The sequence below is a fragment of the Uniformispora flossi genome, from assembly GCF_049534875.1.
GTDB lineage: Bacteria > Actinomycetota > Actinomycetes > Streptomycetales > Streptomycetaceae > Yinghuangia > Yinghuangia aomiensis.
On record NZ_JBMULZ010000018.1, the window covers coordinates 1 to 20,411 of the forward strand.

Consider the following 20,411-nt stretch of genomic DNA (forward strand, 5'->3'; position numbering starts at 1 on the left):
CCGCCGCGCCGCCCCCCCCCGGCGCCCGCCCCCCCCCCCCCGGGGGGGCCCCCCCCCGGCCGGGGTTCCTGCCTCACAGGTCACAGGTCAGCGGGTGACCGGACTTTGCGTCACCAGCCCTGGTGGCCGTCGTCCGGAGGACAGTCCGGCTTCGACGGATGGTCTGGCTTCGACGGGCAGTCCTTCGGCGGGCACGGGGGCGGCGGACACGGCGGCTTCGGCGGCGGGCACACGGTGATCGTGGCGTCGGCCGGCTCGCTGACCAGGCTGTCGCCGTTGCCCAGCGCGGTCGCCGTGTTGGTGACCTTGCCGGCTCGTGCGTCCGCCTCTGTCACGGTGTAGGTGCCCGTGCAGGTGGTCGACGCGCCCGGCGCGAGGCCGGTCGCCTCGCAGGTGACGCCCGTGACCCGGTCGTCGTTGATCCGAAGGCCGGTCACCGGGGTCGTGCCCGTGTTGGTCACCGTGTACGTGTAGGTGACGACGTCGCCCACCGCATACGTTCGTGAGCCGTCCACGTGCTTGATCAGGTGCAGGGCGGAGGTCTCCACGTCGACCGTGGCGGTGGCCGGCGGGCTGACGACGGTGTCGTCGTTCGCCTTCGCGGTCGCGTTGTTCGTGATCTGCCCGGCTGCCGCGTCGGCCGCGGTGACCGTGTACGTCCCGGTGCACGTGGTCGACGCGCCCGGCGCAAGCGTGCCGGCCTGGCACGTGATGTTCGCGACCCGGTCGTCCACGATGTGCAGCTCGTCGACGGGCGCACTTCCGGTGTTGGTCACCGTGTACGTGTAGGTGACCGTGTCACCCACGAGATACGCATGGGAACTGTCGACGCTCTTGACCAGGAAGAGCGCCGGAGTGCCCGTGGTGATGGTGGCGGTCTCCTGCTCGCTGACCGTGCCGTCGTCGGCAGCGGCCGTCGCGACGTTGGTCACGTGGCCCGCGGCCGCGTCGGCTTCGGTCACCATGTAGGTGCCGGTGCACGTGGTCGACGCGCCCGGGTCCAGCGTGGTGGAGCCGCAGGTGATGCCCGTGACCCGGTCGTCGTCGATGCGCAGCCCGGTGAGCGTCGTAGCGCCGGTGTTGGTCAGGGTGTACGTGTAGGTGACCACGTCACCCGCCGCATATGGGTGCGAGCTGTCCACGCTCTTGACGAGGTGCAGGTGCGGCCTGCCCACGGGGATCGTGGCGGTGTCGGGCTCGCTGCTCACACTGTCTTCGTCCGCGAACGCGGTGGCGACGTTGGTGACGTGCCCGGCCGCCGCGTCCGCCTCGGTCACCGTGTACGTGCCCGAACACGTCGTCGACGCGCCCGGCGCGAGGCTGATCTGCTGGCAGGTGATGCCACTGACGCGGTCGTCGACGACGTGGACGCCGTCGAGGATCGTCCCCCCGTGGTTGGTCACCGTGTACGTGTAGGTGACCACGTCGCCCGGCGCATAGGTGCGCGCGGCGTCCACGCTCTTGACCAGCCCGATCGCCCGGACCGCGACCGGCAGAGTCTGCGTGTCTTGGTTCGAATCCACCGGCGTGCCACCGGAGTCGCCGTGCGCCGTCGCGACGTTGGTGACGTGGCCGGCCGCCGCGTCAGCGGCCGTCACCGTGTAGGTGCCGATGCAGGTGGTCGATTTCCCGGGATCGAGCTGGGTCGCCGGACACGTGATCGGAGCGACCTTGTCGTCGGTCACGTTCACCCCGGTCAGGCGCGTGTTGCCGCTGTTGGTGACCACGTACTCGTAGGGCACCTTCGTGCCGGGGACGAGCGGCGACGGCAGCGGCGGGCTCTGCCGGACCTGCTTGACCAGCGACAGCGCCGGAAGCGGTTGCTCCGGGTTGACGGAGAGGTTCCGGATCAGGTGGACGTCCGTGAACAGGCCCGTGGAAGCGGCGAATCCGAACTTGTAGCTGTCCGGCACCGGCTGGGGGGCGTCGGTGGCGACCACCTGCCGGAAGCCGTTTCCGTCGTGGAAGTCGATGTCCACCGTCAACTGCGGGTTCGGCGACGGCGTCAGCACGATGTGCACGGTGCGGCGGGACGGGTCGAGCAGCGCCTCGGCCTGCTCGGGGGTCACTCCCGGGGGCAGGGACGTCGTCGGTCCTTGGAGGGTTCCGGGCAGGGTCGACGGCCACGGGCCGGTGGTGGTGAAGTTGCTCGTCGTCGCGGTCAGGAAGCAGTAACCGGTGGTGCCGTCGCCGGGGCCGCGCAACGTCACCATGTTCGCGCCCGGGGCCGGAACGCGGAACGCGGTGCCCGCAGGTGATCGCTGACCTGCCGGGCAGCCGTTGCCGCGATGCTCCCAGTCCCCGAAGTAGTTGCCGAGGACGTCGAGTCCCACGCCGAGATAGCCGCGGTCGACGCCCGGCAGGAAGGTCTGGCCCGGGTCGTCGTCGGGCAGCTTCTGCGCGTACCCGAGGCTGCCGCCGAACGCGCCCGGGTGTTCCAGCGATGCCGCGCCGTCGACGAGGAAGAACGAGATGCCGTCGGCCGGAGTGTCCGGCGTCGTCGATCCGTACTGCCACTGCTCGAAGGTGATGTCCACGCCGGCCTGGGAGGGGATGGCCTGGTTGTAGAGCACCGCGCCCGACTCGTCGTTGGACGCGCCGGTCAGGCGCAGGTAGCCGTGCGGCGCGGCGTTGTCCGGCGGCACGGCTCCCGCAGAGCCCGGCGGACACCCGGTAAGCGGGTGGCTCCCGGGACCGGGGGCGGCGCCCTGCGGCGCCCCGGTGAGGCAGGCGGTGCCGACGGCGAGGAAGCCGGGGTCGGCGGTGGCTCCGGTGAACGTCTCGGAGACGAGCGCCGGGCCGGCCTGGCGAGGCGCGGGAGCCGCCGTCGCCACGGCGGGCATGACGGCCGCTGTCAGCGGCAGAAGGACGGAGGCTCCGGCTACGGCGAGCGGAAGCATGCGGGACCGGAGGGTGCGGGAGCCGCGTCGACGCGGTGGCGTCGGCGGCCGCGGTGATCGAGAGGGGACCATGACTCGATTAGAAATGCCGCATAACGCACAAGCTGCGCAGAAATTACCGCGATTCCCCCATTTCCCAAGCCATTTCACACCGACGGTCCAGCTTTACGCGCCGATCGCCCCTGTTCGACCCTCGTACGACAGGCGGCCGGATGGGTGGCGAAGCGGCAGGATGCGCCTTCGCCAGGGGCGCACGGCGACGCTGTCGGCTACCGCGCGGGGACTATGACCCCGGTGAGCCTGCTGATGACGCGGGCCGCGGTGCGCAGATCCTCGTCGGGCAGGTCGGCGAGGGCCGCTTCCCAGTGGCGGCGGAAGCCGGTGTCGAGTTCGTCGAGTGCGCGCAGCCCCTCGGGGGTGAGGCGGGCGACGGTGCCGCCCCGGCCCCGCCCGGGTCTGACCCCCTCCACGAGGCCTTCCCGCCCGAGCGCCTCGAGCATCGCGCTCACCTGAGGCAGCGGGAGGCCGACGACGGTGGCGAGGGTCGCCGGGTCCAGGTCGAGTTCGTCGGCGAGGGTGACGAGGATGCGGTGGCGGCGGATGTGCGGCGAGTCGGCACCCGCGGAACGGCCGGCGCGCTCGCTGCGCACGGCGGCGAGGAAGCCGTTGAAGGCGTAGCGGAGCGTCTCGACGGACTCTTCACGGCGCTCGCCGCGGTCTTCCACACCGGCTTCAGCGGTACTCTCGGCACCCTCGCGGACGCTGTCGCGGCCGCCGCGGCGGGACTCGGGCCGGTCGAGGACATCTCCGGACACGTGAATCAGCTCCTTACCACTCCCGTACCCACCCCCGTCGGAAAACCGGCCCCCTCCGGCCATCGGCCTTCCGTACGGTAACCAACCGCACCGCATCCGCGACACGCGGGATCCACCCCAGGGCCTGAATCTCATATAACAAGATGAGCTGTCCATTATTTGAGATACCCGCTCGTATCGCGGACGACGATGGACGACATGGCGACTCCATGCCAACCTCATCAGCATGTCTCGCGCCGGAATTGCCCTCGTCGGTCGACTTCACGTCGACCTCGGCCGCATGTCCAGCGCGTTCTGTATGCCGGTCTGACGACCAACGCCCGCTCCATCTTCCGCTGCCCGGGCGCGCGGTCGTGCCGGCAGCCTGCGTCCATGCGCCCGGAACGGCGCGGAGCGGGACCGCCTGTGCGGCGCGCGTCCACGACACCCCGTCAAAGGACGCCCCATGGCCACCCCCGCCTCGGCCGCCGGCCCCCGCAAGTCCTCGCGCCACCGCGGCGAGGGCCAGTGGGCGCTGGGCCACCGTGAGCCGCTCAACGCCAACGAGCAGTTCAAGAAGGACGACGACGGCCTCAACGTCCGTGCCCGCATCGAGAACGTCTACGCACACCGCGGCTTCGACTCGATCGACAGCAACGACCTGCGCGGCCGGATGCGCTGGTGGGGCCTGTACACGCAGCGCAAGCCCGGGATCGACGGCGGCAAGACCGGTGTCCTGGAGCCGCACGAGCTGGACGACGAGTACTTCATGATGCGCGTCCGCATCGACGGCGGGCAGTTGAACCTCGCCCAGCTCCGCGCGGTCGCCGAGGTCTCCGAGCGGTACGCGCGCGGGACCGCGGACATCACCGACCGGCAGAACGTGCAGTACCACTGGATCCGCATCGAGGACGTCCCGGCGATCTGGAACATCCTCGAAGGCGTCGGCCTCTCGACGACCGAGGCGTGCGGCGACACCCCGCGCGTCGTCATCGGCTCGCCGGTCGCCGGCATCGCCGAGGACGAGATCATCGACGGCACCTGGGCGGTCGAGGAGATCAACCGCCGCTACATCGGCAGCCCCGAGTTCTCCAATCTGCCGCGCAAGTTCAAGACCGCGATCTCCGGCTCGCCACTGCTGGACGTCGTCCACGAGATCAACGACGTGTCGTTCGTCGGCGTCGTGCACCCCGAGCACGGCCCGGGCTTCGACGTGTGGGTCGGCGGCGGCCTGTCCACCAACCCGAAGCTCGCCCAGCGCCTCGGCACCTGGGTGCCGCTGGACGAGGTGCCGGAGGTCTGGGCCGGCGTCATCGGCATCTTCCGCGACTACGGCTACCGCCGCCTGCGCAACCGCGCCCGTCTGAAGTTCCTCGTCGCCGACTGGGGCGCCGAGAAGTTCCGCCAGATCCTCGAAGACGAGTACCTCAACCGCAAGCTCACCGACGGCCCGGCCCCCGCCGAGCCCGCCAGTGCCTGGCGCGACCACGTCGGCGTGCACCGCCAGAACGACGGCAACTTCTACGTCGGCTTCGCCCCGCGCGTCGGCCGCGTCGACGGCGCCACGCTCGGCAAGATCGCCGACCTCGCCGAGGCGCACGGCTCGGACCGGGTCCGCACCACGGTCGAGCAGAAGATGCTCATCCTGGACGTTGCCGAGGACCAGGTCACGTCGCTCGTCGAGGGCCTCGAGGCGCTCGGCCTGCGGGTCAACCCGAGCCCGTTCCGGCGCGGCACGATGGCCTGCACCGGCATCGAGTTCTGCAAGCTCGCGATCGTCGACACCAAGGGCCGCGGCCAGACCCTCATCGAGGAACTCGAGCAGCGCCTGCCGGACTTCGACCAGCCGCTCACCATCAACATCAACGGCTGCCCGAACGCGTGCGCGCGCATCCAGGTCGGCGACATCGGCCTCAAGGGCCAGCTCGTCCTCGACGACGAGGGCAACCAGGTCGAGGGCTACCAGGTCCACCTGGGCGGCAGCCTCGGCTTCGACGCCGGCTTCGGCCGCAAGGTCCGCGGCCTGAAGGTCACCGCCGCCGGACTGCCCGACTACGTCGAGCGTGTCGTCCGCCGCTTCGACGAGCAGCGCACCGACGGCGAGCGGTTCGCCCAGTGGGCGGCGCGGGCCTCGGAGGCGGATCTTTCGTGAGCGAGCGCGCGGCACCGTTCTACTGCCCCTACTGCGGCGACGAAGACCTGCGCCCGCACGAGGAAGGCCACGGCGCGTGGCTCTGCGGAGCGTGTCGCCGCGCGTTCTCCCTCAAGTACCTCGGCCTCGTCTTCCGCGACGCCGGCCCCACCGGCCCCGCCGCTCAAGCCGACCCCACATCCACTCCCGCGAAGGAGGCGACATGACCACGACCTACACCCCCGAGGCGCTGGAGCAGCTCGCCCTTGACGCCGGACGCGACCTCGAAGACGCCACCGCGGAGGAGGTCCTCACGTGGGCGTCGAAGACGTTCGGCAACCGGTGGTGCGTCACCTCGTCGATGGAGGACGCCGTCGTCGCGCACCTCGCGTCGCGCGTCCAGCCGGGCATCGACGTCGTCTTCCTCGACACCGGCTACCACTTCCCCGAGACCATCGGCACCCGCGACGCGGTCGCCGCGGTCTACCCGGTCAACGTCATCACGCTGACCCCGCGCCAGAGCGTCGCCGAACAGGACGCCGAATACGGGCCCGCGCTGCACGACCGCGACCCCGACCTGTGCTGCGCGCTCCGCAAGGTCGCCCCGCTCGGCGAAGGCCTCGCCGGCTACGACGGGTGGGCGACCGGCCTGCGCCGCGAGGACTCCCCCGAGCGCGCGGACACCCCCGTCGTCGCGTGGGATCCCAAGAAGGGCAAGGTCAAGATCTCGCCCATCGCCCGCTGGACGCAGGACCAGGTCGACGCCTACATCCTCGAACACGGCGTCCTCACCAACCCCCTGCTGATGGACGGCTACGCGTCGATCGGCTGCGCCCCCTGCACCCGCCGCGTCGCCCCCGGCGAGGACGCGCGCGCGGGCCGCTGGGCCGGACGCGCCAAGACCGAGTGCGGGATCCACTGATGGCCCGCCCGCACCCCGACCCGACTGCCGTCCCCACCCCGGACACTCCGGAATTTCCCGACGTCGACAGCCCCAGGAGGCGATCGTGACAACAGCGGTGGAGCTTTCCGCGCCCGGCGCGCTCAGCCACCTCGACGCGCTCGAAGCCGAGGCCGTGCACATCTTCCGCGAGGTCGCGGGCGAGTTCGAACGGCCGGTGATCCTCTTCTCCGGCGGCAAGGACTCGATCGTCATGCTGCACCTGGCCCGCAAGGCGTTCTGGCCGGCGCAGATCCCGTTCGCGCTGCTGCACGTCGACACCGGGCACAACTTCCCCGAGGTCATCGAGTACCGCGACCGCACCGTCGCCGAGCACGGCCTGCGCCTGTACGTCGGCCACGTGCAGGAGTTCATCGACAACGGCCGCCTCCAGGAGCGCCCGGACGGCACCCGCAACCCGCTGCAGACCGTGCCGCTCCTCGACGCGATCGAGAAGAACCGCTTCGACGCGGTGTTCGGCGGCGGCCGCCGCGACGAGGAGAAGGCCCGCGCCAAGGAACGCGTCTTCTCCCTGCGCGACGAGTTCGGCCAGTGGGACCCGCGGCGCCAGCGCCCCGAACTGTGGAACCTCTACAACGGTCGGCACCGGGTCGGCGAACACGTCCGCGTGTTCCCGCTGTCCAACTGGACCGAACTGGACGTCTGGCAGTACATCGAGCGCGAGGAGATCCCCCTCCCGGAGATCTACTTCTCGCACGAGCGCGACGTGTTCCTGCGCAACGGCATGTGGCTCGCCCCCGGCGAATGGGGCGGTCCCAAGGGCGACGAGCAGGTGGAGCGCCGGGTCGTCCGCTACCGCACCGTCGGCGACATGAGCTGTACCGGAGCGGTGGACTCCCCGGCCGCCACGGTGGCCGAGGTCATCGCCGAAATCGCCGTGAGCCGACTGACCGAACGGGGCGCCACGCGCGCGGACGACAAGATGTCCGAGGCCGCGATGGAAGACCGCAAGCGCGAGGGATACTTCTAAATGTCCAGCCAGAACTCCGGTACGGCAGCCGCCGGATCCACCCCGGCCGACGCCGCGGTCGGGCTGCTGCGCCTGGCCACCGCGGGCTCGGTCGACGACGGCAAGTCGACGCTCGTCGGCCGCCTGCTGCACGACTCCAAGTCGGTGCTGACCGACCAGCTCGAAGCCGTCGAACGCGCCTCGCGCGACCGCGGCATGGACGAGGCCGACCTGGCGCTGCTCACCGACGGCCTGCGCGCCGAACGCGAGCAGGGCATCACGATCGACGTGGCGTACCGCTACTTCGCCACCGCGAAGCGGCGGTTCATCCTCGCCGACACCCCCGGGCACGTGCAGTACACCCGGAACATGGTGACCGGCGCGTCGACCGCGGAACTCGCCGTCGTCCTGGTCGACGCCCGCAACGGCGTCGTCGAGCAGACCCGCCGGCACCTCGCGGTGGCCGCGCTGCTGCGCGTCCCGCACGTCGTGCTGGCCGTCAACAAGATGGACCTGGTCGACTACGACGAGGCCGCGTTCGCCGCGGTCGCCAACGAGTTCACCGGCTACGCCAAGGAACTCGGCGTCCCCGACGTCACCGCGATCCCGGTGTCGGCGCTGCGCGGCGACAACGTCGTGGACCCGTCCGCGCACATGGACTGGTACGGCGGCCCGACGCTCCTGGAGTTCCTGGAGACCGTCGAGACCGGCGGCCAGGACGAGCATGCGTCGGCGCGGTTCCCCGTGCAGTACGTGCTGCGCCCGCAGTCCGACGACGAGTACCGCGACTACCGCGGCTACGCGGGCCAGGTCGCGTCCGGCGTGTTCCGGGCCGGCGACCCGGTCGTGGTGCTGCCGTCCGGTTCGCGGTCCACGATCGCGGGCATCGACCGGCTCGGCGCGACCGTCGACCGCGCGCAGGCCGGCGAGTCGGTGACGATCCGTCTGGCAACCGACGTGGACGTGTCCCGCGGCGACCTGATCGCGCCGGCCGAGGCCGCGCCGCAGCCGACCCAGGACGTCGAGGCGACGGTGTGCCACGTCGCGGACAAGCCGCTGCGGCCGGGCGACCGGGTGCTGCTCAAGCACACCACGCGCACGGTCAAGGCGATCGTCAAGGAAATCCCGTACCGCGTCGACATCCAGACGCTGGAGAAGCAGCCGTCGCCGGGCGAGCTGCACCCGAACGACATCGCGCACGTCGTGCTGCGCACCGCGCAGCCGCTCGCGCTCGACCCCTACGCGGCCGGCCGCCGCACCGGGTCCTTCCTGCTCATCGACGAAGCCGACGGCTCGACGCTGACCGCCGGCATGGCCGGCCCCGCGTTCGTGGACCGCGGCGGCGAGGTGGGCTCCGCGACGGACCGATGTCGCTAGCCGGCTCCCCCTCGTGGGGACTGGCCGCCGACTTCCGTCACCGGACAACACCGTCTTCCGTGCCCCTGCACGGCCGTTTCAGGGAAGGTCCCTCATGCCTGCTGCCCGCACGTCGCGTCGCAGATCCGTACGTACCGCCATAACCCTCGCCGTCCTGCCCGTCTTCGCCGTGCTGTCCGCATGCGGCTACGGTTCCGACAACAAGGACGACAAGACCAAGCCCGCCGCGCAGGCTTCCGGCGGACAGAGCAGCGCCGGAACGTCGGCCTCCGAAATCCGGCTCGGCTTCTTCGCCAACGTCACCCACGCCACCCCGCTGGTCGGCCTGAAGGAAGGCCTCTACCAGAAGGAACTCGGCTCGACGTCGGTCAAGACGCAGGTGTTCAACGCCGGCCCGGCCGCGATCGAAGCTCTCAAGGGCGGCTCGATCGACGCCACCTACATCGGCCCGAACCCGTCGATCTCCGGGTTCACCTCGACCAACGGCGAACTGCTGCGCATCGTCGCGGGCACCACGTCCGGCGGCGCGTCGCTCGTGGTCAAGCCGGGCATCAACTCGGCCGCCGACCTCAAGGGCAAGAAGATCGCCTCGCCGCAGCTCGGCGGCACGCAGGACGTCGCGGTCCGCTCCTGGCTCGCCTCGCAGGGCCTGAAGACCGACACCAAGGGCGGCGGCGACGTCAGCATCGTCCCGACCGACAACGCCCAGACCCTCGCGCTGTTCAAGAGCGGCGAGCTGGACGGCGGCTGGCTGCCCGAGCCGTGGGCGACCCGCCTGGTGCAGGAAGCCGGCGCCAAGGTCCTCGTCGACGAGCGCACGCTGTGGCCGGAAGGCAAGTTCGTCACCACGAACCTGATCGTCCGCAAGAAGTTCCTCGACGAGCACCCCGACACCGTCGAGGCGCTCATCAAGGGCCAGATCGCCACCACCTCGTGGATCCAGGCCAACCCGGACAAGGCCAAGACCGACGTCAACGACCAGCTGACCGCCTTCACCCAGAAGGGCCTGGCGCCGGCCGTCATCGACAACGCCTGGAAGAACATCGAGGTCACCAACGACCCGCTGGCCACGTCGCTGCTCAAGCTCAAGGACGACGGCGTCAAGGCCGGCATCACCAAGGACGCCGACATCCACGGCATCTACGACCTGACCCTGCTGAACAAGGTCCTGCAGGCGGCCGGCCAACCCGCGGTCGCCGACGCCGGACTCGGCGCCAAGAAGTAGCGCCCCGAACCAGCCGGGCGCGCGGGGCGGGACCCGACCGGTCCCGCCCCGCACCCCACCAGACCTCCACCGGAAGGGTCGACGCGATGTCCCAGACCGTGCACGAGAAGCCGGCCGCCTCGGCCGCGCCCGCGCGCGACGCGGTGCAGGCCGACGGCCACGCCGTGCGCCTCACCGGCGTCTCCAAGAGCTTCGGCCGCGGCGGCGCCCCCGTCCTCGACGGCATCGACCTGACGGTCGCGCCGGGCGAGTTCGTGTGCCTCCTCGGCGCGTCCGGCTGCGGCAAGTCGACCCTCCTCAACCTGGTCGCGGGCCTCGACAAGCCGTCCGCGGGCACCATCGACGTGCCCCGCGGCCGCCCCGCACTGATGTTCCAGGAACACGCCCTGTTCCCGTGGCTCAAGGCCGGCAAGAACATCGAACTCGCGCTCAAGCTCCGCGGCGTGCCGCGCGAGGAGCGCAAAGCCGAAGCGCAGCGGCTGCTCGCGCTGGTGCGCCTGGACACCGCGTACGACAAGCGCGTCCACGAACTGTCCGGCGGCATGCGGCAGCGCGTCGCGCTCGCCCGCGCGCTCGCGCAGGCCGGCGACGTGCTGCTGATGGACGAGCCGTTCGCCGCGCTCGACGCCATCACCCGCGACGTCCTGCACGACGAACTGACCCGCATCTGGGCCGACACCGGCCGCGCGGTCGTGTTCGTGACGCACAACGTGCGCGAGGCCGTACGCCTCGGTCAGCGCGTCGTGCTGATGTCGTCGCGGCCCGGCCGCATCGCCCGCGAATGGACGATCGACATCCCGCAGCCGCGCCGCATCGAAGCCCCCGACGTCTCCGCCCTGTCCATCGAAATCACCGAGCACCTGCGAGGGGAGATCCGCCGCCATGGCAAGCACTGACCTGACGAAGCCGGTCGACGCCGACGGCCCCTCCGCTGCGTCCTCGGCGTCCGCTGCGTCCGCTGCGTCCGCTGTGCCGTCCGAGACCCCCGAGGATGTCGCGGGCCTGGAAGCCGGCCTCGACGCCCTGGAGTCCCACCAGGAGGAACGCACCCCGATCTGGCGCACCCTCCTTGCCAAGGTCGGCCCGCCCGCGATCGCCGTCGCCGTCCTGATCGGCATCTGGCAGATCGCCTACTCGGCGCACCTCAAGCCCGAGTACGCGCTGCCCAGCCCCGCCCAGGTCTGGGACGCGTTCATGGTGCAGTGGCGCAAGGGCGACGTCTTCGAGATCCTCTGGGTCAGCCTCAAGCGCGCCGCGCTCGGCTTCCTCATGGCCCTCGCCATCGGCACCCCGCTCGGCCTGGTCGTCGCCCGTGTGCGCTGGATCCGCGCCGCGATCGGCCCGCTGCTGTCCGGCCTCCAGTCGCTGCCGTCGGTCGCGTGGGTGCCGCCCGCCGTCATCTGGTTCGGCCTCAACAACAGCGCCATCTACGCGGTCGTCCTGCTCGGCGCCGTCCCGTCGATCGCGCAAGGCATCATCTCCGGCGTCGACCAGGTCCCGCCGCTGTTCATCCGCGCCGGGCGCGTCCTCGGCGCCACCGGCCTGCGCGGCGTCTGGCACATCCTGCTGCCCGCCGCGCTGCCCGGCTACCTCGCCGGCGTCAAGCAGGGCTGGGCGTTCTCCTGGCGCTCCCTGATGGCCGCCGAACTCATCGCGGCCTCACCCGACCTCGGCTACGGACTGGGCCAGTTCCTCCAGCAGGGCCGCGACCTGGGCGACATGCCGATGATGATCACCGCCGTGTTCCTCATCCTCATCGTCGGCATCGGCATCGAACTGCTGGTGTTCTCCCCGCTGGAGAAGCTCGTGCTGCGCCAGCGCGGCCTCCTGGCGAGCGCGAAGTAGGCTCCGTCTCCCATGAACCCGACGATCGGCCAACCCCGCACGCAGGGCACGCACGGCGTCCCCGGCTCGCCCGCGCTGCTCGCCGTCGCGCACGGCAGCCGCGACCCGCGGCACGCCGAGGCCGTCGGCGCGCTCGCCGCCCGGGTCCGCGTGCTGCGGCCCGGGCTGCGCGTCGAGGTCGCGTACCTCGACCACTGCGGGCCGCGGGTGCCGGACGCGCTGGCCGCGCTCGCCGCCGACGGGTTCCGGGAAGCCGCCGCGGTGCCGCTGCTGCTGTCGTCCGCCTACCACGCCAAGCACGACGTCCCGGCCATGCTGGCGGCCGGCCGCCAGCTCCGCCTGGAGGTGCGGCAGACGCCCGCGCTCGGCCCGCACCCGCTGCTGGTCACCGCCATGGAACGCCGCCTCGCCGACGCCGGCGTGGCGGCGGGCGACCCGCGCTACGGCATCGTCCTCGCCTCCGCCGGATCCACCGACGCCACCGCGAACGCGGCCCTGACACAGGTCGCCCGCACATGGCGCCGCACCGGCTGGGCCGCCGTCGCCACCGCCTACGCGGCGTCCGGGTCACCGTCCGTCGCCGACGCGGTCGCCGCGCTGCGCCGCGGCGGCGCCGAACGCGTGGCCGTCGCCTCCTACCTCCTCGCCCCCGGCTTCCTGCCGGACCGCATCGCCGCGCAGGCCGCCGCCGCCGAAGCCGACGCGACGAGCGCGACCCTCGCCGATACGCCCGAACTCGCCGCGCTCGTCCTGCGCCGCCACGACGCCGCCACCGCAGGCGCCGCCGCGGCAGCCCGCCGGACCGCCTGACCCGGCACTCCGCTTTGGCCACCCTGCGAGAAGCCCCGGACGACGCCCCGCGCGCCAGTAGGATCGCGCGGGTGATCGACACAGCGGCGACCGAACGCGGGATCCTGGCCCGCGCCTGCAACCGAGTCGGCATCGACCCGGGAGTGGCCGACAACGCCGGACTCCTGGCGTACGGAGAGAACGCGGTCTTCGCGCTCCCCCAAGCCGGCATCGTCGCCCGGATCGCCCGCGGTCCCCACCTGCTCGACCGGGCCCGCCGGGAAATCGAGGTCGCCCGCTGGCTGCGCGACCAGGACTTCCCCACCGTGCGCCCCGCCGAGCAGGTCGCCGCACAGCCCGTCTCTGTCTCCGAACGACCGGTCACCTTCTGGGAGTTGCTGGAACCGGCCGACCGCGACCCGGACGTCAAGGACCTCGCGCGGCTGCTCAAGCGCCTGCACGCCCTGCCCAAGCCGCCGTTCGCGCTGCCCGCCCGCGAACCGCTCGCACTGGTGGAGGCCTGGCTCGACTCCGCGGACGCCGCCGTCCACCTCGACGACCGGCGCTTCCTCCTCGACCGCAAAGCCGAACTCCTGGACGCCTACGCCGCGGTGCGGCCCGTGCTGGAGCCGGGGGTCGTCCACGGCGACGCGCTGCTGCGCAACGTCGGCGTGCACGGCGGCCGCCCGCTGCTGCTCGACCTCGAGAACGTGTCCGACGACCTGCGCGAACTCGACCTGATCCTCACGCCGATGGCCGCCGTGCGCTACGGGCTGCCGGACGGCGCGGTGGAGAAGTTCGTCCGCAAGTACGGCTTCGATGTCACATCCTGGGACGGCTATCCCGTATTGCGGGCAGTCCGGGAGCTGGCCGCCACCGCATGGGTCGCCCAACACGTGCCGGGGAATCCCGCCGCGGAAGACGAATTCGCCCACCGCGTACGGTGTTTACGCACCGGAGACAGCACGTCGCGGTGGCATTCCTTCTGACCCGCGCACCCGCCGTGACTCCCGTACGCAGCTGGTCCGTCCCCTGATGGCCACCCCCATGTCCGCCTGTTGAAACGGTTGTTCAGATATCGGGATGCTTGGACTACGATGAGCGGTATGACTCGGAGGACGCTGACCCGGCGCCGCGCGGTGGACTTCTGCCGCGTGTGCAGCTGCGTGTGTCCGGCCTGCTGACGTTCCGTCACCCTCGCGCCGTCTTTCCTCCTCCGCTCGCCCACCCGAGACTTCCGCCGTCCGACGCCCCGTCGTGGCGCGCCTGCCGCGCGCCGCGACCGGTCCGGGCCGCGCTCCGAAGGGATTCCGTCATGACGTACGCCTCGGTCCACGCCGCCGCCCCGCGCCTCGCCCCGCACGCCCCGCACACTCAGCAGGCCCCGCACATCCCGCGCCCCGTGTCCGCCCCGCACACCGCGCACCCGCCGGCCCTTTCCCGCGGCCTCTACGCCGTCCCCGACCCGCACCCCGCCGAGCCCGCCGACGTGGTGCTGGAAGACGACGGCCTCGTCCTCGACCTGGCCGGCCGCACCGCGACCGTGGACGACCGCACGCTGGACCTGACGTACCTGGAATTCGGGCTGCTGGCCCACCTGTTGAGCAACCCGCGGCGGGTCTACACGCGCCGCCAGCTGATGGACGCGGTGTGGGGCTATCCGGACTCGGGCGAAGGCCGCACCGTCGACGTGCACGTGGCGCGGCTGCGCCGCAAGGTGGGGGCGCGCCACAAGCGCCGCCTGTCGACGGTGCACCGCGTGGGCTACAAGTACCTGCCGGCGTCCTGATCCGGCCGGGGCGGGAACGCCGCGGCGGCCGGGCGTCGGGCCCGGCCGCCGGGCCACGTCAAGCGGTGCGCTTGCCGTCCGCCCACAGTTGCTCGAACTCCTCCTGGAACAACGTGAACAGGCCCCGCCGCGGATCGGACGCGCCGCCTTCGGCGCGCAGCACGAACGATGGCGACTCGACGCCGCGGGCCCGCCGCAGATAGGGCTGGACGACGGCCACGTCGCCGTCGACCAGGTAGGCGTTGAACCGGGGGGTCTCGTCGTAGACGCGGATCTCGATGCGCCCGGGTTCGGCGAGCTTCTGCCGGATCTTGCGGGCGTGCAGGATGTTGAGGGTGGTCAGGCGCGACAGTATGCCGCGCTTGACGCCCTCGTCCTTCTCCCGCTGCTTCATCGCGTCGCCGGCCGGGTTGAGGAAGAGCAGCCGCATCCGGCAGCCGGCGGCGGCGAGCCGGTACAGGTCGCGGCCGGAGTAGTTCTGGCACAGCAGGTTGAGCGACACGCCCATCGCGTCGATGTCGACGGCCTCGCCGACGAGTTCGGCGACCGGGAGCTGCCGTTGCAGGGCGCTGCGGTCGGGGAAGACGCCGACCAGGTCGGCGTAGCGTCCCGCGAACAGTTCCTCGACGGCGTCCAAGGCGAGGCGTTCGCCGGCGTGCCGGCCGAGGCGGCCGTCGAGTTCGGCGAGGACGTTGGTGCAGGCGCGTTCGACTTGGCGCAGTACGTCGGGTGACAGGACGCGGTTGCGGGCCACGATGTGGCGGCCGATCTCGACTTCCTCCAGGGCGCGTTCGAGGGTGCGCCGGTCCGGGAGGTAGGGCGCGAAGCACCACCAGTTGCGGACCAGGAGTTCTCGCAGCTGCGGCAGGGTCAGGAACGCGACGAGGTCGTCGTCGGCGGGGTCCACGATGTAGCCGCGGCGGCGACTCATCTCCCTGACGGCTTCCGCGCGTTCGACCCATTCGCTCTGCGTCGGGCCGGCCGCGGCGACGACCCAGGCGCCGTCGTCCTGGGCGGCTTGTTCGACGGTGCCGTAGACGGGCAGCAGGACTTCGCGGACGACCGAGCGCAGGCGCTGCTCGACGAGGTTGAGGTAGACGTACGCGCGTCCGGCGCGGCGGGCACGCAGCAGCGCGTCGGCCCAGTCGTCCTCGGCCCACGACAGGTCGCCCGGTTCGGCGGGCTCCGGCACGAGCGGGCCGGGGCCGAGCGGGGGCGGTGGGCCGCTGCCGTCGAGGAGCGGCACGTACCCGTCGTCGGCGGCGGCGCGCGGGGCGGGCAGCGGGAGGCGGGAGGTGCCGCCGTACGGGGGCCGGTCGTCGGGATCGTCGTCGGGCGGCCCGGTGTCGGGCAGCGGGGCGGCGCGGCGGGCCGGTGCGGGCTCGTCCGGTGCGGTCGGGTCGTCCAGGTCGGCCGCGGGGCCGCCGTCCGCCGGGCGGTCCGCGTCGGAGGCGGCTTCCGCGTCCGACCGCGCCGCGTCGGCGTCGGGGTCCGGCAGGTCGTCGGGCTCCGGCGTGGGCGCGTTCGGGCCCAGGTCGGTCATCGAGTCCCCAATCCCATCCTCTGGTTCACGCAAGTTCGCGCGGGTTCCCGTGCGCAACGGCGTTCCGCAGCGCGTTCGTACGCATGCCCGCGGTTCCGCCGCGCGGCGCCCGTGAGCGGCAGGCGGCACCGCGGCATCACCCGGCGGCGCCGGCTTCGCGGCCACGCTGCGGCGATCACCCGGGACCGGTCGAGCGTACTTCAGCCGGGTATGCCGACCCGCCGTATACGCGCGTCAACGGTACGCGCAGTTACGGCAGTCCGGGTCGGGCGGCCCCGGTCCGGCGGCGCGGGTCCGGCAAAGCCGGACCGCCGTGCCGCGGCCCGCCCCGGACCCGCCTACCGGCGTCGCCGATGCACGCCTGCGGGGCCGGATACGCGCCGTCGGGGGAATTCGCTGCGCGTTACGGCGTTTTGACGGCACTTCGCCACGAGGGGTGATGCACTCTCTGGTCAACCATTGCCAGTCGTCCACGGTGTCGTGCCGATCTCGTGAGGGTGCTCCCTCGACCTGCGCCGGAGTGGCGTCCGCGGGAAACCGCGGACGGTCCCCACGTCGTCGGTACCAGCGAGAAGACGGAGCGGAAAATCCCGCGAAGTCCCCGCGAAATCCGTGGCACCAGGAGGTCGCCATGATGGCCACGCACACCACCACCGCCCCCGCGCCCGCCGCGGGCGCCGACACCCTTCCGGCCGCCGCCGGCCCGGACGCCGACTTCGACCGCTACCGGCACGTCGTCGCGGCGATCTTCGACGGCCACCGCCGCGCCGCAGGCGCGTCCTCGTGCAGCTGCGGCGCGGCGGGCCCGTGCCCGCAGGAAGCGCTCGCGGCAGAGCTGCTCGACTGGATCTGAGGCCGGATCCGCCACCCATCCGGGGGAAGGGGCGCGCCGTCGCGCGCTTCCCCGGCGCCGGGTTTGCGAGGATGGCAGGTGCCCGCAGCTCGCACCCGCGAGCAACCCGTACCGAGACGACAGGTTCCGCATGCAGGTCTGGCCCGGACGTCCCTACCCGCTCGGTGCCACGTACGACGGCGCCGGCACGAACTTCGCGGTGTTCTCCGAGGCCGCGCAGCGTGTGTGGCTGTGCCTGGTCGACGAGGACGGCGGCGAGACCACGGTCGAGCTGCGCGAGACCGACGCTTTCGTACGGCACGCCTACCTGCCCGGGATCCAGCCCGGGCAGCGGTACGGCTACCGCGTGCAGGGTCCGTTCGACCCGGCGGCGGGGAACCGCTGCAATCCGAACAAGTTCCTGCTCGACCCGTACGCGAAGGCGGTCTCCGGCGAGGTCCGCTGGCACGAGGCGGTGTACAGCTACTCGTTCGACCACCCGGACCTGCCCAACGAGGCCGACTCCGGGCCGTACATGATGACGTCCGTCGTGGTGAACCCCTACTTCGACTGGGGCAACGACCGGCCGCCGCGCATCGAGTACCACGACACCGTCATCTACGAGGCGCACGTCAAGGGCCTCACCCAGCTGCACCCCGGCCTGCCCGAGGAGATCCGCGGCACCTATGCCGCGATCGGCCACCCCCTGGTCATCGAACACCTTCTCGACCTGGGCGTGACCGCGATCGAACTGATGCCCGTGCACCAGTTCGTGCACGACCACCGGCTCACCCGTCTCGGCATGCGCAACTACTGGGGCTACAACACGATCGGCTTCTTCGCCCCGCACAACGCGTACTCCTCGACCGGGGAGCGCGGGCAGCAGGTGCAGGAGTTCCGGTCGATGGTGAAGAACCTGCACGCGGCGGGCATCGAGGTCATCCTCGACGTGGTCTACAACCACACCGCCGAGGGCAACCACCTCGGCCCGACACTGTCGTTCCGCGGCCTGGACAACCAGTCGTACTACCGGCTCGCCGACGACAAGCGGTACTACCTCGACACCACCGGCACCGGGAACTCGCTGCTGATGCGCAGCCCGCACGTGCTCCAGCTGATCATGGACTCGCTGCGGTACTGGGTGACCGACATGCACGTCGACGGGTTCCGCTTCGACCTGGCCGCCACGCTCGCCCGGCAGTTCCACGAGGTGGACCGCCTGTCGTCGTTCTTCGACGTCGTGCAGCAGGACCCGGTCGTATCGCAGGTCAAGCTCATCGCCGAGCCTTGGGACCTCGGCGAAGGCGGCTACCAGATCGGGAACTTCCCGCCGCTGTGGACCGAATGGAACGGCAAGTACCGCGACACGGTGCGCGACTTCTGGCGCGGCGAGGAACGCACCCTCGCCGAACTCGCCTCCCGGCTGACCGGCTCGTCCGACCTCTACCAGGACGACGGGCGCCGCCCCATCGCCTCCATCAACTTCGTGACCTGCCACGACGGCTTCACGATGCGCGACCTGGTCTCGTACAACGACAAGCACAACGAGGCCAACGGCGAAGACAACCGCGACGGCGAAAGCTACAACCGCTCGTGGAACTGCGGCGCCGAAGGCGACACCGAAGACCCGGGGATCCTCGCGCTGCGCGCCCGCCAGCAGCGCAACATGATGGCGACCCTGCTGCTGTCGCAAGGCGTGCCGATGATCGCCCACGGCGACGAGTTCGGCCGCTCGCAGGACGGCAACAACAACGCCTACTGCCAGGACAACGAACTCGCGTGGGTGCGCTGGCCGGACAAGGGAGAGCCGGACGGCGACCTGCTGGCGTTCACCAAGATGCTCACGCGCCTGCGGCACGACCACCCGGTGTTCCGCCGCCGCCGCTTCTTCCACGGCCGCCCCGTCCAGGGCACGCACGACGACCTCACCGACATCGCATGGTTCACCCCTGCGGGTGATGAGATGACGGACGCGGACTGGCGCGAAGCGACCGCGAAGTCCCTCGCCGTGTTCCTCAACGGCCAGGCCATCAGCGAACCCGACCCACGCGGCCAGGCCATCTCCGACGACTCGTTCCTGCTGCTGTTCAACGCCTCGCACCGGGACCTGGAGTTCCGCATCCCGCTCAACCACGGCGCATCGTGGACCGTCCTCGCGGAGACGGCCGACGCGGCCGGCGCCACCCGCGACGACAAGGACAGGCCCGTGGTGAGCGCGGGCGACCCGTGGCCGGTCCCGGCGCGGGCCATGGTGATCCTGCGGCGTCCACAGGAGTAGCCCTCGCCGGGGCCCGGCGGCCGCCCTTCCCACCCGTGTATCCGGGCCTTTACCCTACGCACTCAATCCGTGCCGAATTCGGGGTGAGGCGATGGATAAGGCAAGCAGGACCAACAAAGGGCGGCTGCGCTTGGCGAGCCTGGCAGCCGCTCCGGTGCTCGTCGCGGCAACCGCGTGCAGCGCCGACAACCCGGCGAGGGCGACTGCCGGCGACTGCGTCCACGTGAGCGGCTTCAACGCGAACAGCGCGAAGAAGGTCGCCTGCACGGACGCGTCGGCGAACTACCTCGTCATCCAGAAGTTCACGAACACGTCCGACACGGACAAGTGCGATATCTACAAGGACAGGTATACCGACCTGTATGTGCTGTACCAGATCGGGGACAGCGAGTACGTCCTCTGTCTGAAGCCGACGGACGCATCGACGGCACAAACCTCCGGGGGGTTGTCGGGTACTTCCAGTTCCGGGAGCTCCAGTTCCGGTAGTTCCGGATCCGGAAGCTCCAGTTCGGGTAGTTCCAGTTCCGGGAGCTCCAGTTCCGGAAGCTCGACTTCGGGGAGTTCCAGTTCGGGCAGCTCGGGTTCCGGCAGTTCCTCCAGTTCCGGCAGTTCCGGCAGTTCCGGTTACGACCCGGAAACCGACGATCCCGTCCCGGCAACGCGGCGGGCCTCGCCGCCCGCACCGACTCGGCCCCCGGACCACTACGGCGCCATCGCCGTGGCGAGCAACGGCGCCAACGGGAGGGCGTGGGACTACCCGACCGCGAGTGCCGCCCAGACCGCCGCGCTGAACAACTGTCCCGGGAACTGCAAGGTCCTCGTGACGTTCGTGAACAGCTGCGGCGCCGTCGCCTACAACTCCAACGCCAACCGGTACTGGGGCGGAAAAGGCGACAGCGAGGCCGAGGCCCAGAACGACGCCATATCCAATGCGGGTGGCGGACGCTGGATCGCCGTCGTGTGCACGACGCGGTACACGTCCTGAGCCACGCCCTGGA

18 protein-coding genes are annotated in these 20,411 nt (G+C 71.4%); 15 read left to right on the forward strand and 3 right to left on the reverse strand.

Features of this window, described 5'->3' with window-relative positions:
• Nucleotides 1-110: 110 nt before the first annotated feature.
• Together ACPA54_RS30550 and ACPA54_RS30555 are read right to left on the reverse strand one after the other, a co-directional pair.
• Nucleotides 111-2,843, reverse strand: coding sequence for a DUF7507 domain-containing protein (locus ACPA54_RS30550; protein WP_423534640.1), 2,733 nt, complete (start codon nt 2,841-2,843; stop codon nt 111-113).
• Between the two features lie 326 nt (nt 2,844-3,169).
• Nucleotides 3,170-3,715, reverse strand: coding sequence for a MarR family winged helix-turn-helix transcriptional regulator (locus tag ACPA54_RS30555; protein ID WP_423534641.1), 546 nt, complete (start codon nt 3,713-3,715; stop codon nt 3,170-3,172).
• 226 nt (nt 3,716-3,941) lie between these two features.
• On the opposite strand from ACPA54_RS30555, the gene ACPA54_RS30560 reads away from it, so the two are divergent.
• The 12 genes from ACPA54_RS30560 to ACPA54_RS30615 all read left to right on the forward strand — a co-directional run bounded on the left by ACPA54_RS30560 (nt 3,942) and on the right by ACPA54_RS30615 (nt 14,760).
• On the forward strand, nt 3,942-4,025 hold the full coding sequence (locus ACPA54_RS30560) for a putative leader peptide (RefSeq protein ID WP_358358745.1): 84 nt from the start codon (nt 3,942-3,944) through the stop codon (nt 4,023-4,025).
• Nucleotides 4,026-4,160: 135 nt separating this feature from the next.
• Nucleotides 4,161-5,846 (forward strand): nitrite/sulfite reductase, encoded by a 1,686-nt coding sequence (locus tag ACPA54_RS30565; protein ID WP_423534642.1) that lies wholly within the window; start codon nt 4,161-4,163, stop codon nt 5,844-5,846.
• The gene (locus ACPA54_RS30570) at nt 5,843-6,052 is read left to right on the forward strand and encodes a hypothetical protein (RefSeq protein ID WP_423534643.1); all 210 of its coding nucleotides are present in this window, start codon (nt 5,843-5,845) and stop codon (nt 6,050-6,052) included. Before ACPA54_RS30565 ends, ACPA54_RS30570 begins: the two co-directional genes overlap by 4 nt.
• Nucleotides 6,049-6,747: a phosphoadenylyl-sulfate reductase gene (locus tag ACPA54_RS30575; protein ID WP_423534644.1), complete on the forward strand. Its 699-nt coding sequence runs from the start codon at nt 6,049-6,051 to the stop codon at nt 6,745-6,747. Before ACPA54_RS30570 ends, ACPA54_RS30575 begins: the two co-directional genes overlap by 4 nt.
• Before the next feature lie 85 nt (nt 6,748-6,832).
• Complete coding sequence (gene cysD, locus ACPA54_RS30580; protein ID WP_423534645.1) at nt 6,833-7,756, forward strand: sulfate adenylyltransferase subunit CysD; 924 nt, start codon at nt 6,833-6,835, stop codon at nt 7,754-7,756.
• Nucleotides 7,757-9,112 carry a sulfate adenylyltransferase subunit 1 gene (locus ACPA54_RS30585; protein WP_423534646.1) on the forward strand — a complete coding sequence of 452 codons (1,356 nt, stop codon included), beginning with the start codon at nt 7,757-7,759 and terminating at the stop codon, nt 9,110-9,112.
• 94 nt (nt 9,113-9,206) lie between these two features.
• Nucleotides 9,207-10,337 (forward strand): ABC transporter substrate-binding protein, encoded by a 1,131-nt coding sequence (locus ACPA54_RS30590; RefSeq protein WP_423534647.1) that lies wholly within the window; start codon nt 9,207-9,209, stop codon nt 10,335-10,337.
• An 86-nt stretch (nt 10,338-10,423) separates the two neighbouring features.
• On the forward strand, nt 10,424-11,233 hold the full coding sequence (locus ACPA54_RS30595; RefSeq protein ID WP_423534648.1) for an ABC transporter ATP-binding protein: 810 nt from the start codon (nt 10,424-10,426) through the stop codon (nt 11,231-11,233).
• A complete protein-coding gene (locus ACPA54_RS30600) occupies nt 11,220-12,182 on the forward strand; it encodes an ABC transporter permease (protein ID WP_423534649.1) in 963 nt (320 codons plus the stop codon). The genes ACPA54_RS30595 and ACPA54_RS30600 overlap by 14 nt, the downstream gene beginning before the upstream one ends.
• Before the next feature lie 12 nt (nt 12,183-12,194).
• Entirely contained in the window at nt 12,195-12,992 is a 798-nt protein-coding gene (locus ACPA54_RS30605; protein WP_423534650.1) for a sirohydrochlorin chelatase, read from the forward strand.
• Between the two features lie 71 nt (nt 12,993-13,063).
• Complete coding sequence (locus ACPA54_RS30610; protein ID WP_423534651.1) at nt 13,064-13,960, forward strand: phosphotransferase; 897 nt, start codon at nt 13,064-13,066, stop codon at nt 13,958-13,960.
• Between the two features lie 326 nt (nt 13,961-14,286).
• The gene (locus tag ACPA54_RS30615) at nt 14,287-14,760 is read left to right on the forward strand and encodes a winged helix-turn-helix domain-containing protein (protein ID WP_423534652.1); all 474 of its coding nucleotides are present in this window, start codon (nt 14,287-14,289) and stop codon (nt 14,758-14,760) included.
• 58 nt (nt 14,761-14,818) lie between these two features.
• Here ACPA54_RS30615 and ACPA54_RS30620 read toward each other — a convergent pair whose 3' ends face one another.
• On the reverse strand, nt 14,819-16,303 hold the full coding sequence (locus ACPA54_RS30620; RefSeq protein ID WP_423534653.1) for an SAV2148 family HEPN domain-containing protein: 1,485 nt from the start codon (nt 16,301-16,303) through the stop codon (nt 14,819-14,821).
• 631 nt (nt 16,304-16,934) lie between these two features.
• Here ACPA54_RS30620 and ACPA54_RS30625 point away from each other — a divergent pair.
• The 3 genes from ACPA54_RS30625 (at nt 16,935) to ACPA54_RS30635 (ending at nt 20,398) form a co-directional block, all read left to right on the forward strand.
• Nucleotides 16,935-17,156, forward strand: a complete 222-nt coding sequence (locus ACPA54_RS30625; protein WP_423534654.1) for a hypothetical protein — start codon at nt 16,935-16,937, stop codon at nt 17,154-17,156.
• Between the two features lie 130 nt (nt 17,157-17,286).
• Nucleotides 17,287-19,413 (forward strand): glycogen debranching protein GlgX, encoded by a 2,127-nt coding sequence (gene glgX / locus ACPA54_RS30630; RefSeq protein WP_423534655.1) that lies wholly within the window; start codon nt 17,287-17,289, stop codon nt 19,411-19,413.
• A 91-nt stretch (nt 19,414-19,504) separates the two neighbouring features.
• Nucleotides 19,505-20,398 (forward strand): DUF4189 domain-containing protein, encoded by an 894-nt coding sequence (locus ACPA54_RS30635; RefSeq protein ID WP_423534656.1) that lies wholly within the window; start codon nt 19,505-19,507, stop codon nt 20,396-20,398.
• The last annotated feature ends 13 nt before the right edge of the window (nt 20,399-20,411 follow it).

Coding starts and splice junctions, on each gene's coding strand:
- ACPA54_RS30625 (WP_423534654.1), top strand. CDS start 16,935: ATGATGGCCACGCACACCACCACCGCCCCCGCGCCCGCCGCGGGCGCC.
- ACPA54_RS30575 (WP_423534644.1), top strand. CDS start 6,049: ATGACCACGACCTACACCCCCGAGGCGCTGGAGCAGCTCGCCCTTGAC.
- ACPA54_RS30565 (WP_423534642.1), top strand. CDS start 4,161: ATGGCCACCCCCGCCTCGGCCGCCGGCCCCCGCAAGTCCTCGCGCCAC.
- ACPA54_RS30560 (WP_358358745.1), top strand. CDS start 3,942: ATGTCTCGCGCCGGAATTGCCCTCGTCGGTCGACTTCACGTCGACCTC.
- ACPA54_RS30615 (WP_423534652.1), top strand. CDS start 14,287: ATGACGTACGCCTCGGTCCACGCCGCCGCCCCGCGCCTCGCCCCGCAC.
- ACPA54_RS30605 (WP_423534650.1), top strand. CDS start 12,195: ATGAACCCGACGATCGGCCAACCCCGCACGCAGGGCACGCACGGCGTC.
- ACPA54_RS30595 (WP_423534648.1), top strand. CDS start 10,424: ATGTCCCAGACCGTGCACGAGAAGCCGGCCGCCTCGGCCGCGCCCGCG.
- ACPA54_RS30550 (WP_423534640.1), bottom strand. CDS start 2,843: ATGCCCGCCGTGGCGACGGCGGCTCCCGCGCCTCGCCAGGCCGGCCCG.
- ACPA54_RS30600 (WP_423534649.1), top strand. CDS start 11,220: ATGGCAAGCACTGACCTGACGAAGCCGGTCGACGCCGACGGCCCCTCC.
- ACPA54_RS30635 (WP_423534656.1), top strand. CDS start 19,505: ATGGATAAGGCAAGCAGGACCAACAAAGGGCGGCTGCGCTTGGCGAGC.
- glgX (WP_423534655.1), top strand. CDS start 17,287: ATGCAGGTCTGGCCCGGACGTCCCTACCCGCTCGGTGCCACGTACGAC.
- ACPA54_RS30590 (WP_423534647.1), top strand. CDS start 9,207: ATGCCTGCTGCCCGCACGTCGCGTCGCAGATCCGTACGTACCGCCATA.
- ACPA54_RS30620 (WP_423534653.1), bottom strand. CDS start 16,303: ATGACCGACCTGGGCCCGAACGCGCCCACGCCGGAGCCCGACGACCTG.
- ACPA54_RS30585 (WP_423534646.1), top strand. CDS start 7,757: ATGTCCAGCCAGAACTCCGGTACGGCAGCCGCCGGATCCACCCCGGCC.